Genomic DNA, 13,766 nt, shown 5'->3' with positions numbered 1-13,766 from the left:
AGCGAGAGTAGTTGGTTTGCTGCCTAGTTTTGGCTAGCTTTGGGTTCAGTCTTTGGCTCGCAACGCTGTTTGTGCACGGGCAACCAAAGCCTCAAACATCAAGCCTGGGTTGTACGGGTGCTCGGAGGTGCGTGCGCCTTGCATCAAATCTTTAGACCATTGCGTGAGGGACGATACCGTGCCCGCGGCAGGTAAATCAGCGGCCATGAAAAAGCGTGGTTCAGCGCCGGTGCGCACGGCCAGCAGGTCATGACACAGCTTTTGCAGCATGGCAATGGCCTGCGACGGCGTGGCGTCAGACACCGCGCTCACGTCACCGCGCAACACGGCCTTCGGCAAACTGGCCCAGTGCGCGGCCTTCAAGCCGTTGTTGGCCAAATCGAGCGCGTCTTCAGGGCGACCGCCTGCGGCGCGCAGCAAAACGGCAGCATCGGCGTTGGGCACGCCCTGTTGTTGCAGCCAAGCCATCGACTCGGCTTCACTGGGCCACACCATGGTGTGGGTTTGGCAGCGGCTGCGAATGGTGGGCAGCAACTGGTGCGAGGCTTCGCTGGCCAACACAAAGCGGGTTTCGCCGGGCGGTTCTTCCAAGGTTTTCAAAATGGTGTTGGCCGTCACATGGTTCATGCGCTCGGCCGGATAGACAAACACCACTTTGGTGGTGCCGCCCGAGCGGGTTTGCTGTGTGAAGGTCACCATTTGGCGAGCGCCTTCGACACGAATTTCTTTGCTGGGTTTGCGTTTTTTGTCGTCGAGGTCTTTTTGGGTTTTCTCGTCGAGGGGCCAGTTCAGCGCCAAGGCCAAGGTTTCGGGCATCAAGGTGCACAAATCGGCATGGGTGCGCACGTCCACGCTGTGGCAGCTGCGGCATTGGTAACAAGCGCCCTGCGGCGTGGGCTGTTCGCACAACCAAGCGCGCGCCAGTTCTAGCCCCAAGGTGTATTGGCCCAAGCCCGAGGGCCCTTGCAACAACCACGCATGGCCGCGCCGTGCCAACAAGGTGGTGAGTTGGCCTTGCAGCCACGGGCTCAACACCGGGCGCACTGCAGAAGAGGTGTCGCTCATGCGGACAACCAGCCGCGTTGCACAAAGTGCTGCGCCAATTGCTGCCAAACCGCGTCGCGGGATTGGGCGGCGTTGAGGCGCACAAAGCGTTGTGGGTCAGCCTCGGCGCGTTGGGCATAACCGTCGGACACTTTTTGGAAGAACGCCACGGGCTGTGATTCAAAGCGATCCGGCACGCGTGCACCGGCCAAACGCTCGGCGGCAATGGCAGGGTCTAGCTCAAACCACACGGTCACGTCGGGTTGGCGCAAGCCCGTGGCTGAGTTGCCCGCGAGGCCTTGCGGCAGCGCTTGCACCCACGATTCCAGTTGCTGCAACACCGCCAAATCAAAACCGCGTCCACTGCCTTGGTAGGCAAAGGTGGCGTCGGTGAAGCGGTCGCACAGCACCACATCGCCGCGCGCCAAGGCGGGTTCGATCACGTTTTGCAAGTGGTCGCGTCGGGCGGCAAAGATCAACAGCGCTTCGCACAGCGGGTCCATCGCGTCGTGCAACACCAAGTCGCGCAGCTTCTCGGCCAGCGGCGTGCCGCCGGGTTCGCGTGTGAGCGTGACGTGACGGCCTTGGGCCTTGAAGGCCGCAGCCAATCCGTCGATGTGCGTGGATTTACCCGCGCCGTCGATGCCTTCGAAACTGATGAACAGCCCAGTATTTTTCATAGCCTGCTATTTTGCCTGCGACTCAAGGCGTCTCAGGGGGTCTCGGGCCGGCTCGCTGCCCGGCGCTGAAACCGGTTCACGGCGGCGTTGTGTGCGTCGAGCGTCGCGCTGAACTCGCTGGTGCCGTCGCCGCGTGCCACAAAATACAAAGCGCGGCTGTCAGCGGGCTGCACCGCGGCCAGCAAAGCGTTGCGCCCTGGCATGGCGATGGGCGTGATGGGCAGGCCCTTGCGGGTGTAGGTGTTCCACGGATGGTCGGTCCGCAAGTCCACACGGCGCAGGTTGCCGTCGAACGATTCGCCCAAGCCATAAATCACGGTGGGGTCGGTTTGCAGCGGCATGTCGATGGCCAAACGGTTGTGAAACACCCGGCTGATGGTGGTGCGGTCGCTCTCGCGGCCCGTTTCTTTTTCGATGATGCTGGCCAAAATCAAGGCTTGCTCTTGTGTTTTGACCTGCAAGCCGCTGGCACGTTGGCCCCATGCAGCCGCCAATTGCTTGACCATCGCGTTGGCCGCACGTTGCATCACATGCAGCTCAGACGTGCCTTTGCCGTAGGTGTAGGTGTCGGGGAAAAACCGGCCTTCGGGCGCCACATCGGGCAGGCCCAGTTTTTCCATCAATTCGCTGTCGCTGAGTTGGCGGGTGTCGTGCTTGAGGCCCTCAGCCTTGTCCAGCGCGGCGCGGAATTGGCGAAACGTCCAGCCATCAATCAGCGTCACGGCTTTGAGGCTTTCTTCACCACGGGTGAGTTTGCGCAGCACATCCAGCGCCGTGTTGCCTTCGGTGATTTCGTAGCTGCCCGCACGCAATTTGCGCGACTGGCCGCTCAGGCGAAACAAGGCGTAAAGCAACTCGGGTTGCACCGCAATGCCTGATTCCACGGCCGTTTGGGCGATGCCGCGCACGGGCGTTTGCGGCGCAATCGACACGTCAACGGTTGGTTTGGCCAATGGCAGCGGTCGCAAGACCCACCAGCTGGCGGCCGCGCCCGTCAAGAGCGACAGCACCAGCAAGGTCAAAAAGATGCGCTTGAGCAGTTTGATCACAACCCTAGTTCCAACGTGTTGAATGAAGCGGGCATGATAATTCAGCCATGTCTACACCCGTTTTTGACCTCGCCACGCCCTTGTCTGGCGTCAGCCCCCTGCCGCACCTCGGCGTGATGCGCGCCGTCGGTGCCGATGCGGCCAGCTTTTTGCACAACCAACTCACCAACGATGTGCTGTTGATGAAAGCCGGCGAGTGCCGCTTGGCTGCCTTTTGCAACGCCAAAGGCCGCATGCAAGCCAGCTTTGTGGTCTACAAGCGCAGTGCCGAAGATGTGTTGTTGATCTGCCGCCGCGACTTGATGGCCCAAACCATCAAGCGTCTGTCCATGTTTGTGATGCGCGCCAAAGCCAAATTGAGCGATGCCAGCGACGAGTTTCAGCTGCTGGGCTTGGCGGGTGACGCGGTGCCCCTGTTGACAGTTGAGCCTTGGCAACGCCACGCTGTAGGCGCGGCAGATGTCCTGACCCTCTACCCCGCTTTGGGTCAAGCGCGCGCTTTGTGGCTTGCACCTATGGATGCGGTGGCCCCTGCGGGCACCCCACTCAGCGCTGATTTGTGGCAAGTCGGTGAAGTGATGAGCGGCATTGCGTGGGTGGAACAAGCGACCTTTGAAGCCTTCGTGCCGCAAATGCTCAATTACGAATCGGTCGACGGTGTGAACTTCAAAAAAGGCTGCTACCCCGGCCAAGAGATCGTGGCGCGCAGCCAATTCAGAGGCTCCTTGAAGCGCCGCGCTTTCATCGTGCAAAGCACGGTGCCGATGACTGCAGGCCAAGAGGTGTTTTCAAGTTTGAATGCCACGCAGCCTTGTGGCTTGGTTGCACAAGCCGCCCAACACGGCGCGGTCTGCGTGGCGATTGCGGAGCTACAACTGGCGGCGACTGAAAACAGCACGTTGCATTTAGGTGCAGCGCAAGGCCCCGTGTTGCAGTTGTTGCCGTTGCCTTATCTACTTCGCGACGACATTTAACTTTGTAACGCGCCATCTGCCTACACATCGGCAGAGGCTGTCCTTTGCTTTTGTCCCGCTCCCACGCTGTTGCACGCGAGTCGGTAGTCTTCCAAAGTTTTCTGTACGCGGCCCAGCACTGTTTCTGGCGGATAAGCGCCAGTGTCACGCGCGCCAAAGGTCATGCCGGTGAGCAAACTCATGCCATCGCTCACGCGTTCAGCGGTGTAGATGTGGAACTGCCCTTGCCTCACAGCCTCGACCACGCGCGGGTCCAGCATCAAATGGTGGCGGTTGCGGCTGGGTATCAACACACCTTGCTGGCCATCAAGGCCCAGTAATTCACAGCTGCGGAAATAACCTTCGATTTTCTCGTTGATGCCCCCGACGGGCAGCATGTCGCCATGCTGATTCATCGCGCCAGTGATCGCGATGCTTTGTTTCAAAGGCAAACCCGACAGGCTCGACAGCAGGGCATAAAACTCGGCGCACGATGCCGAATCGCCTTCGACGCCGCTGTACTCTTGTTCAAACACCACCGACGCGTTGAAGGCCAAGGGCGCAATGTGTGAAAACAGCACGGACAAATAGCTGTGAAAAATCAACACCCCTTTGTCGTGAATCGGGCCCGAGAGTTTGACCTCACGCTCGATGTTCAACAAACCTTCTTCGCCCGCGTGCGTGCAGGCCGTGATGCGGATCGGAAAACCAAATTGGTAGTCCCCCAAATCGAGCACCGTCAAACCATTGACCTGGGCCACGCGCTCGCCCGTCACAGTCAGCAAACGTTCGCCACTGACGATCATTTCTTGCAACTGTTCTTCGGGATAGTTGTGTCGGCGTATGCGGGCCAGTTTGGCCGCTCGCACGTCTTGCGCTTGAACGCATGCTGCGCCTGATTTTTGCGCGATCACGCTGCTCTCAATCACCAAGGCTTCGGTGCTGGCGAACACAGCGCTTTGGTGGGTTTGATCTTCCGCTTCTCGGTGGGTTTCTTCAATCAGTGCGGCAACCGCCGCGGCTGAAAAATGCAGCAAGCTCAAGCGGTGGCAGGTGTGCGCCACAAAAATGGCGATGGATCGGTTGGACGCCGATGTGGCTTTGAACGTTTCTGCAAAATCGACTTTGCAACGAAAGCGTTCGGCCGTTTCAGGATCGGCATCTTGCACGGCGTAATAAGCCTCAATCGAGCCAATCAAAACGATCTTCACATCCACTTGGATGGCCTCGGGCCGCAACGACACGGCAGCAATGGGGGCAGCTGCCATGCCAGGCTCTTCGATTTGCAAGCGTGCACTGCGCAAGAAGCGGCGCAACTTGCCCCACACCGGCTCATCGCTGAGCAGATCGCGCAAATGCAACATCAAAAAGCCGCCATGGGCTTTGAGCAAACTGCCTGCACGGATTCGCGAGAAGTCGGTCACCAACACATCTTCATCGGTCTCGTATTCAATGCTGCCAAACAGATTGTGGAACAGTGGGTTGTCTTCCACAATGACAGGGGCGCCCACCAAATCGTGGTTATCGACCACCAAATTCACACGGAAACGCGACAACACAGCGTCCAGAGCCTCAAGGCGCGCCTCATCGTCAGAGAGGGGCATGAACAGCTCTAAGTTTTCCAGCACATCGTGCTGCACTTGGTCGAGGTAAATGCCGAGTTTGAGGACTTCTTTGTCGCTGCGGTCATCGATTTTTTTGTTCAGGGCATCCATCACCCTTTGCGACTCTTGCGTGAGCAAGGGTTTGACCATTTGACGCCGTAACACCCCCAATTGCTCGTTCAGCTCGCGCTCCATGGCCTGAGACTTTTCCAAGAAACGGTTGATTTCAGCGAGCAACGCATCTTCGGCTTTGTCAATTTCAAGCCGCTTTTCGGGCGACAGCAACAGCGATTGATTGGCCGTCACCGGCTCACCTTTGTCATCTCGCAGCGTGAACACCAGCCGTCCTTCATCGCGCATGAGTCCGAAGTGACGTGCTTTGGCGTAGGCGGTCAACTCGGCATAGGCCGCATCTTCTTGCGCTTTGACCGTGGTTTTCAACGCGTCATTTTTGGCTTTGACGTCAGGGGCCGACAAGCGTTTGGGAATTTGAGACTGCAAAGATTTGGAGAATTGCGTCATCAACTGACGAAACACGCGCCCTTCGCCAGGAGCCAGCCTCAAGGCGCGGGGTTGCTCCGGGGCCTCAAAGTTATGCAGGTAACACAGGTCAGGTGGCACAGCGCGTTGTGCCGCCACCTCCGTCATCAACTGCGTCATCAAGGTGGTGCGGCCCGTGCCAACCTCCCCCAAGATGAACAAGTTGTAATTGGGCTGCGCCATGGAGAGCCCAAAACGCGCGGCTTCTTGCGCACGTTCTTGGCCGATCCAAGGCAGTGCCAACTGCACCAATTCTGAGGTGTCGGTAAACCCCAAACTTGGCGGGTCCACCGTGAGGCGCAAATCGGAGGGGGCAAGCTGGGTGACTTGGTTGGCGTTCAGATGTTGGTCAGGCATGGGTTGAGCGTAGCAAGCTCTGCCGCGTTTGACCACCCCTTGACAGGCCTTGTCAGGCGCGGTGACGGCTAACCCAACGCGAGGCGCATTTCAATGTGCGCAATGCCCACTTCATCAAAGGGTTCGCCGTGGTTGGCGAACCCTTGGCGGGCGTAAAAACCTTGGGCGCTGCGTTGGGCGTGCAAGCGCACTTCATGGTCGCCGCGTGCGCGCGCCTGTTGCATCAGTGCTTGCAGCAGTTGCTGGCCTAAACCCGAGCCACGCAACAAACGCGTGACGGCCATGCGGCCAATTTGCGCCACACCGGCTTCGGGTTGCAAGAGGCGCGCTGTGCCCAAGGGCAAGCCAAAGCCGTTGCGCACCACGGCATGCACGGCGGTGGCATCGGCGTCGTCCCACTCCTCTTCAGCGGCAATGCCCTGCTCTTGCACAAACACTTCTGTGCGTACAGCGCTGGCATGGGCTTGCAAGTCTTGCCATGTGCCAACTTGGCACTGCGTGACAGCCTCACCCGCCTCAAAGCCTAAGAAGATGTCTCGCAAACGGGGCGGCACTGGCAGCGAGGTTTGTGTGGCGGGGTTGGCGTAAACGTAGATCAACTCGCTGTTGATGAGCAGCTGCTCGCCACAAAAAATAGCGCCCACAAATTGGATAGACGAGGTGCCGATGCGTTGGCATTTCAGCCCCACATCGAGCTGGTCGTCGTACCGTGCGGAGGCGTGGTACTCGACGCTGGCTTTTTTGACGTACAGGTCACCGCCTAGGGCATGCATGGTGTGCTCGTACGGCAGCGCCAAGGCGCGCCAGTAATCGGCCATGGCGGTGTCGAAATACATCAAGTAGTGGCCGTTGAACACAATTTTTTGCATGTCCACTTCGGCCCAGCGGACGCGCAGGCGGTGGAACAAACGAAAGTCTTGACGGGTGGTAGGCATGGGCGCAATTTACCAGACGCCGCCGCCCCGACTTTCACGCCAGCGTGTATTGCGCCGCCAGTTTCAAAAAGCCTTGCACGTCGGGGTCAACGCCGGTTTCGGACTGCAAGATGTCGGCCACGGCAGGTGCGATGTGGGCCGCGCGTTGGGCATCTAAAAACAACAACCTGGATCGGCGAGCCAACACATCTTCTACCCGCAGCGCATATTCGTAGCGTGCGGCAAAACGCACCATGGCTTCGCTCAAACTGGGGGTGAGCCAGTTTTGTGCCCCTGGCAATTGCGCGAGTAACCCTTGCTCGCTGCCGTACGAATGCACGCCTTCGGGCTCGCAGATGGACACCGGTGCACGCACGTCAGCGCCCACGAGTGTCAGGTGTTCGGTCATGGCGTCATGTCGAGGCACCATCAACGCGCTGTCGAAACACTTTTGCAGCACGTCTTCTGCCATCGCACGGTAGGTGGTCCATTTGCCGCCTGTGACGGTGACCAATCCCGAGCGGCTGACCAACACCGTGTGTTCGCGACTCAGTGCTTTGGTGTTGTCGCCTTCGTCTTGCGGGGGCTTGACCAGCGGGCGCAAGCCCACCCAAATGCTTTTCACATCGCTGCGCTGCGGGGCGTGTTGCAAGTAGCGGGCAGACTCTTGCAAGATGAAATCGATTTCTTCTTCAAACGCCAAAGGCTCTTTGGCCAAATCGTCACGCGGTGTATCGGTGGTGCCCAAAATCACTTTGCCCAACCAAGGCACGGCAAACAGCACGCGACCATCGGCGGTTTTAGGAATCATCAAGCCCGCGTGTCCGGGCAAAAACTTTTTGTCCACCACGATGTGCACGCCTTGGCTGGGCGCCACCATCGCTTGCGGGGTGCCGTCTTGTTCACGCAAGGCATCGACCCACACGCCTGTGGCATTGACCACACAGCGCGCTTGGATGTCATGGGTTTGGCCTGTGAGCGTGTCTTCGCCATGCAGGCCAGAAATTTTGTCGTCGGTGTAGCGCAGCCGCACGGCCCGCATGTAGTTGAGCAACAACGCGCCTTCAAGCGCGGCACTGCGCGCCAAGGCCAGCGCTAATTTGGCGTCGTTGAATTGACCATCCCAATACTTCACGCCACCGCGCAAGCCGTTGACTTGCACCGCCGGCAAGCACGCCACGGTCTCTTGGCGTGACAAAAACTCGGTAGACCCCAAGCCTGATTTGCCCGCCAAGGCGTCGTACATCTTCAAGCCGATGCCGTAAAAGGGTTTTTCCCACCACGCGTAGGACGGCATCACAAATGGCAAAGGTTGTGCAATGTGCGGTGCGTTGTGCAGCAAGGTGCTGCGCTCGTGCAGGGCTTCGCGCACCAAGGCGATGTTGCCTTGCGCCAAATACCGAACACCGCCATGCACCAACTTGGTCGAGCGCGACGAGGTGCCTTTGGCGAAGTCGTCCGACTCCACCAACACCACGCGGTAACCGCGCGAGGCTGCGTCTAAGGCCAGACCTAAACCCGTGGCACCACCGCCCACAATGGCCATGTCATAGACCGTGTTGGGGTCTAGCTGGGCAACGAGGTCTTCGCGGCGCGTCGGCAACGGCTGTGCGTGAGTCGGCATAAAAACGAGCGCTCCAGAAGTCTTCAATTGGGGTTAACAAGGGCCGTGTGAATGTGCATCCACACGGCCACGGGGCTTAACGGACCTTGCCGTTCTTCCACGCGTTCAACAACGAGTCGTACGCAATGGTTTCGCCTTTTGGCTTTTCATTCGCCAATTTTTTCCAAGGTGCGCCCTTGTCGCTGAGCCACTTGTTGGGGTCAGATTTGGCATTGAGCTTGGGTGGGCACACGGCCATGCCTGAGCGCTCCAAGCGTGCCATCACGTCGTCCATTTCGTTGGCCAAGTTGTCCATCGCGGCTTGCGGTGTTTTCTCACCCGTCACAGCCACCGCCACGTTTTTCCACCACAGCTGAGCCAGCTTGGGGTAGTCAGGCACGTTGGTGCCGGTGGGCGTCCACGCCACGCGGGCGGGGCTGCGGTAGAACTCCACCAGACCACCCAACTTGGGCGCCATGTCGGTCATGGCTTTGGACTGGATGTCGGACTCACGAATCGGCGTCAAGCCCACGATGGTCTTTTTCAAGGACGTGGTTTTAGCCGTCACGAACTGGGCATAGAGCCAAGCCGCAGCGGTTTTGCTTTCGTCATGGCCTTTGAAGAAGGTCCATGAGCCCACGTCTTGGTAGCCGTTTTGCATGCCTTGCTTCCAATACGGGCCGTTGGGGCCTGGGGCCATGCGCCACTTGGGTGTGCCGTCGGCATTCACCACGGGCAAACCGGGCTTGATCATGTCGGCCGTGAAGGCGGTGTACCAGAAGATTTGCTGTGCAATTTGGCCTTGTGCAGGCACAGGGCCGGCTTCGCCGAAGGTCATGCCAATGGCTTCCTTGGGCGCGTATTGCTTCATCCAGTCCACGTACTTGGTGAGGGCGTACACGGCAGCGGGCGAGTTGGTGGCACCGCCGCGCGCGACCGATGCGCCTTGGGGGGTACAGCCGTCGGCCGAGGCGCGAATGCCCCACTCGTCCACAGGCTTGCCGTTGGGAATGCCGATGTCAGCCGAACCGGCCATGGACAGCCAAGCGTCGGTGAAACGCCAACCCAGCGAGGGGTCTTTCTTGCCGTAATCCATGTGGCCGTAAATGGCTTTGCCGTCGATGTTTTTCACATCGTTGCTGAAGAAGGCAGCGATGTCTTCGTAGGCGCTCCAGTTGAGGGGCACGCCCAACTCGTAGCCGTACTTGGCTTTGAATTTGGCTTTCAATTCAGGCTTGGCAAACAAGTCGGCGCGGAACCAATACAGGTTGGCAAACTGTTGGTCGGGCAACTGATACAACTTGCCGTCTGGGGCGGTGGTGAAGCTGGTGCCAATGAAGTCTTTGATGTCAAGGCCAGGGTTGGTCCACTCTTTGCCATTGCCGCTCATGTAGTCGGTCAAGTTCATGACCTTGCCGTAGCGGTAGTGGGTGCCGATCAAATCGGAGTCGGTGATCCAGCCGTCGTAAATCGACTTGCCCGATTGCATGGAGGTTTGCAGTTTCTCCACCACATCGCCCTCGCCGATCAGGTCGTGCTTGACCTTGATGCCGGTGATCTCTTCAAAGGCCTTGGCCAAAGTTTTTGATTCGTACTCGTGGGTCGCGATGGTTTCGGACACCACCGAGATTTCCTTCACGCCTTTGGCCTGAAGTTTCTTGGCCGCGTCGATGAACCATTTCATCTCGGCAGCTTGCTGGGTTTTACTCAAGGTGGAGGGTTGGAACTCGCTGTCAATCCACTTCTTGGCCGCGGCTTCATCGGCCCAACCTTGAGACGACAGTGAGCAGGCAACTGCCACTGCAACGACGCTGTAACGCAACTTCATTTCTATCTCCTCATTTTTGAATACCCCTGTTTCAAAGGCACTTTCGGCTCCAGGGGAAAACAAGCCGTCCTTTTCTAGAAAACGTGTGTCAGCCTTTGCGCATGATCCAAACCAACAAGATCATGGACGCCACAAAGCTGAACCAAATCGACGGGTCCCCGTCTAAGCCCAAGGCTTGCCCCAGCCAGCCGCTGATGCCGACAAATGCCAAGTTCACGTACGCGGCCGACAACAGGCCGATGAACAAACGGTCGCCTCGGGTGGTCGACATGGGTAAAAAGCCTTTGCGCATCACCGTGGGCGATTTGATTTCCCACACGGTCATGCCCGCGATCATCAGCACGATGCAGCCAAAAAATACGGCCACGGGGGTGGTCCAAGCCATCCATTCAAACATTGCAGTTCTCCTCTTGCGGCCGCGTCAGACGCGTCCCATCGCAAAACCTTTGGCGATGTAGTTACGAACAAACCAAATCACGATGGCGCCAGGCACGATGGTCAGCACACCCGCTGCGGCCAAGGTGGCCCAATCCATGCCCGAGGCCGAGACGGTGCGCGTCATGGTGGCGGCAATGGGCTTGGCATTCACGCTGGTCAAGGTGCGTGCCAACAGCAACTCCACCCAACTGAACATGAAGCAAAAGAACGCCGCCACGCCCACACCCGCTTTGATCAAAGGCAAAAAGATTTGCACAAAAAAACGCGGGAACGCGTAGCCGTCGATGTAGGCCGTCTCGTCAATCTCGCGGGGAATGCCGCTCATGAAGCCTTCCAAAATCCACACCGCCAGCGGCACGTTGAACAGCAAATGCACCAGCGCCACGGCCAAGTGCGTGTCCATCAAACCGACCGAGCTGTAGAGCTGAAAGAACGGCAGCAAAAACACGGCGGGTGGCGTCATGCGGTTGGTCAGCAGCCAAAAGAACACATGCTTGTCGCCCAAAAAGCTGTAACGCGAAAACGCATAAGCGGCGGGCAAGGCGACGATGAGCGACATCACGGTGTTCATCGCCACATAAATGAGGCTGTTGATGTAGCCCGAGTACCACGCTGGATCGGTCAGGATGGTTTCGTAGTTGGCCCACGTGAAATGCTCGGGGAACAAGGTGAAGCCCGCCAAGATTTCGTTGTTCGTTTTGAACGACATGTTGACCATCCAATAAATGGGCAACAAGGCAAACACGAGGTAGAAGCACAGAAAAATCGTGCGTTTTTGAAACTTCTGCTTAGGCATGACCGCCCTCCTTGGGCTCTGTACCGACTTGTTGCATCCAGTTGTACAGAACAAAACAGAACAACAAAATGATCAAGAAATAAATCAACGAGAACGCCGCAGCAGGCCCCAGGTCAAACTGCCCCACGGCTTTTTGCGTCAGGAACTGCGACAAGAATGTGGTCGAGTTGCCGGGGCCGCCGCCGGTCAGCACAAACGGCTCGGTGTAAATCATGAAGCTGTCCATGAAGCGCAACAGCACCGCAATCACCAACACGCCGCGCATCTTGGGCAACTGCACGAAACGGAACACATCGAACTTGCTCGCCCCATCGATGCTGGCGGCTTGGTAATACGCATCGGGAATGGAGCGCAAACCGGCGTAACCGAGCAAGGCCACCAAAGGCGTCCAGTGCCACACATCCATCAGCAACACGGTGAGCCACGCGTGGCTGGCATTGCCGGTGTAGTTGTAGGCCAGACCCAAGCCCTGCAAGGCTGCGCCCATCAAACCAATGTCGGTGCGTCCAAAGATTTGCCAAATGGTGCCCACCACGTTCCATGGAATCAGCAAGGACAGCGACACGATGACCAACACCGCCGACGATTTCCAACCCGTGGCGGGCATGGACAAGGCCAACAAGATGCCCAGCGGCAGCTCGACGGCCAGCACCGAGAACGAGTAAATGAGTTGGCGCAACAAAGCGCCGTGCAACTCTTCGTCGCGCATGATGGCGGCAAACCATTCGGTGCCCACAAACACACGACGGTCGGTGGAGATGATGTCTTGCACCGAGTAGTTGACGACCACCATCAACGGCAAGATGGCCGAAAACGCGACGCACAACAACACGGGCAAGATTAAAAACCAGGCTTTCTGGTTGACGGGCTTGGTGGTCGTACTCATGCCACGATCTCCTCATTTTTGTAGAAGCAGGTGTGTTCGCCCAAGACCTGCAACCAAACGGTGCTGCCCGAAGTCAATGACACGGCATCGGTGCCCAAACGTGCTTTCACTACCTGCCCGTCGTACTGGGCCGTGACGATGAAATGCGTGCCCACGTCTTGCACTTGCGACACCACCATGGGCAAAGCACCCGGCGTTTGCGCAGAAGCCAAGGCCACATATTCGGGGCGGATGCCCAGCTTGATCTCGCCCAAGGGCAAGGCCAAATTGGCGGCCACAGGCAGCACTTGCGTGCCGATGTGCAAACCGTCTAAGACCCTGCGCGCCTTCAAAAAGTTCATGCCCGGCGAGCCAATGAAGTTGCCCACAAAGGTGTGACTGGGGCGCTCAAACAAATCGGCCGGTGAGCCCACTTGCACGGCGCGGCCGCGGGTCATCACCACCACTTGATCGGCAAAGGTCAGCGCCTCGACTTGGTCGTGTGTGACGTAAATCAGGGTGAGTTTGAGTTCGTGGTGAATCTGCTTGAGTTTGCGGCGCAGCTGCCATTTCAGGTGCGGGTCGATCACGGTCAGAGGCTCGTCAAACAACACGGCCGACACATCGGGCCGCACCAAACCGCGACCGAGCGAAATCTTTTGCTTGGCATCGGCCGATAAACCGGCGGCGCGTTGGTTGAGCTGACCACTCATCTCCAGCATTTCGGCAATTTGGCCCACACGTTGGTCCATTTTGTCTTTGGGCCATTGACGGTTGCGCAGCGGAAACGCCAAGTTCTCGGCCACCGTCATGGTGTCGTAGATCACAGGAAACTGAAACACTTGTGCGATGTTGCGGGCCTGCGGTGAGGCGTGCGTCACATCGTGGCCATCAAACAACACGGTGCCCTGCGACGGGGTGAGCAGGCCCGACATGACGTTGAGCATGGTGGTTTTGCCGCAGCCCGATGGGCCGAGCAAGGCGTAGGCGCCGCCATCGTCAAAGGTCATTTTCAAAGGCAGCAAGGCGTAGTCGCTGTCTTGTTGCGGGTTGGCTTTGTAGGCGTGGGCCAAGTCGAGGTCAATACGTGCCATG

General features: G+C 58.4%; 12 protein-coding genes. 1 reads left to right on the top strand and 11 read right to left on the bottom strand.

Annotation, left to right across the window (positions count from 1 at the left end; translation table 11 throughout):
- Positions 1-45: 45 nt before the first annotated feature.
- From C5F52_RS12115 to mltG, 3 genes are read right to left on the bottom strand one after another with little or no spacing between them, the layout of a single operon-like run.
- Positions 46-1,065, bottom strand: coding sequence for a DNA polymerase III subunit delta' (locus C5F52_RS12115; protein ID WP_104798629.1), 1,020 nt, complete (start codon positions 1,063-1,065; stop codon positions 46-48).
- Positions 1,062-1,724 (bottom strand): dTMP kinase, encoded by a 663-nt coding sequence (tmk, locus tag C5F52_RS12110; RefSeq protein ID WP_104798628.1) that lies wholly within the window; start codon positions 1,722-1,724, stop codon positions 1,062-1,064. Before tmk ends, C5F52_RS12115 begins: the two co-directional genes overlap by 4 nt.
- Before the next feature lie 32 nt (positions 1,725-1,756).
- On the bottom strand, positions 1,757-2,770 hold the full coding sequence (mltG, locus tag C5F52_RS12105) for an endolytic transglycosylase MltG (protein ID WP_104798761.1): 1,014 nt from the start codon (positions 2,768-2,770) through the stop codon (positions 1,757-1,759).
- Between the two features lie 50 nt (positions 2,771-2,820).
- Here mltG and C5F52_RS12100 point away from each other — a divergent pair, with 50 nt between their 5' ends.
- Positions 2,821-3,747, top strand: coding sequence for a folate-binding protein YgfZ (locus C5F52_RS12100; RefSeq protein ID WP_104798627.1), 927 nt, complete (start codon positions 2,821-2,823; stop codon positions 3,745-3,747).
- Positions 3,748-3,767: 20 nt separating this feature from the next.
- On the opposite strand, the gene C5F52_RS12095 is transcribed toward C5F52_RS12100, so the two are convergent.
- The 8 genes from C5F52_RS12095 to C5F52_RS12060 form a co-directional block, all read right to left on the bottom strand.
- Positions 3,768-6,227: a Lon protease family protein gene (locus C5F52_RS12095; RefSeq protein WP_104798626.1), complete on the bottom strand. Its 2,460-nt coding sequence runs from the start codon at positions 6,225-6,227 to the stop codon at positions 3,768-3,770.
- Between the two features lie 68 nt (positions 6,228-6,295).
- Complete coding sequence (locus C5F52_RS12090; protein ID WP_104798625.1) at positions 6,296-7,162, bottom strand: YbgC/FadM family acyl-CoA thioesterase; 867 nt, start codon at positions 7,160-7,162, stop codon at positions 6,296-6,298.
- Positions 7,163-7,196: 34 nt separating this feature from the next.
- Entirely contained in the window at positions 7,197-8,765 is a 1,569-nt protein-coding gene (locus C5F52_RS12085; protein ID WP_104798624.1) for a glycerol-3-phosphate dehydrogenase/oxidase, read from the bottom strand.
- Between the two features lie 76 nt (positions 8,766-8,841).
- Positions 8,842-10,572, bottom strand: a complete 1,731-nt coding sequence (locus C5F52_RS12080) for an ABC transporter substrate-binding protein (protein WP_104798623.1) — start codon at positions 10,570-10,572, stop codon at positions 8,842-8,844.
- Between the two features lie 88 nt (positions 10,573-10,660).
- Positions 10,661-10,969, bottom strand: coding sequence for a DUF2160 domain-containing protein (locus tag C5F52_RS12075; protein WP_104798622.1), 309 nt, complete (start codon positions 10,967-10,969; stop codon positions 10,661-10,663).
- Positions 10,970-10,993: 24 nt separating this feature from the next.
- Positions 10,994-11,806, bottom strand: a complete 813-nt coding sequence (locus C5F52_RS12070) for a carbohydrate ABC transporter permease (protein WP_104798621.1) — start codon at positions 11,804-11,806, stop codon at positions 10,994-10,996.
- On the bottom strand, positions 11,799-12,692 hold the full coding sequence (locus C5F52_RS12065; RefSeq protein ID WP_104798620.1) for a carbohydrate ABC transporter permease: 894 nt from the start codon (positions 12,690-12,692) through the stop codon (positions 11,799-11,801). The genes C5F52_RS12070 and C5F52_RS12065 overlap by 8 nt, the downstream gene beginning before the upstream one ends.
- Positions 12,689-13,765, bottom strand: coding sequence for an ABC transporter ATP-binding protein (locus C5F52_RS12060; RefSeq protein WP_104798619.1), 1,077 nt, complete (start codon positions 13,763-13,765; stop codon positions 12,689-12,691). The genes C5F52_RS12065 and C5F52_RS12060 overlap by 4 nt, the downstream gene beginning before the upstream one ends.
- Position 13,766: the final 1 nt, after the last annotated feature.

It is taken from the genome of Limnohabitans sp. TS-CS-82, from assembly GCF_002943475.1.
The sequence above is the reverse complement of the archived record's forward strand: the minus strand, read 5'-3'. Positions and strand labels throughout refer to the sequence as shown.

Excerpts from the sequence above, each read along its gene's own strand:
- C5F52_RS12060 (WP_104798619.1), bottom strand. The coding sequence starts at position 13,765 with ATGGCACGTATTGACCTCGACTTGGCCCACGCCTACAAAGCCAACCCG.
- C5F52_RS12065 (WP_104798620.1), bottom strand. The coding sequence starts at position 12,692 with ATGAGTACGACCACCAAGCCCGTCAACCAGAAAGCCTGGTTTTTAATC.
- C5F52_RS12075 (WP_104798622.1), bottom strand. The coding sequence starts at position 10,969 with ATGTTTGAATGGATGGCTTGGACCACCCCCGTGGCCGTATTTTTTGGC.
- tmk (WP_104798628.1), bottom strand. The coding sequence starts at position 1,724 with ATGAAAAATACTGGGCTGTTCATCAGTTTCGAAGGCATCGACGGCGCG.
- C5F52_RS12090 (WP_104798625.1), bottom strand. The coding sequence starts at position 7,162 with ATGCCTACCACCCGTCAAGACTTTCGTTTGTTCCACCGCCTGCGCGTC.
- C5F52_RS12100 (WP_104798627.1), top strand. The coding sequence starts at position 2,821 with ATGTCTACACCCGTTTTTGACCTCGCCACGCCCTTGTCTGGCGTCAGC.
- C5F52_RS12085 (WP_104798624.1), bottom strand. The coding sequence starts at position 8,765 with ATGCCGACTCACGCACAGCCGTTGCCGACGCGCCGCGAAGACCTCGTT.
- C5F52_RS12080 (WP_104798623.1), bottom strand. The coding sequence starts at position 10,572 with ATGAAGTTGCGTTACAGCGTCGTTGCAGTGGCAGTTGCCTGCTCACTG.
- C5F52_RS12095 (WP_104798626.1), bottom strand. The coding sequence starts at position 6,227 with ATGCCTGACCAACATCTGAACGCCAACCAAGTCACCCAGCTTGCCCCC.
- C5F52_RS12070 (WP_104798621.1), bottom strand. The coding sequence starts at position 11,806 with ATGCCTAAGCAGAAGTTTCAAAAACGCACGATTTTTCTGTGCTTCTAC.
- C5F52_RS12115 (WP_104798629.1), bottom strand. The coding sequence starts at position 1,065 with ATGAGCGACACCTCTTCTGCAGTGCGCCCGGTGTTGAGCCCGTGGCTG.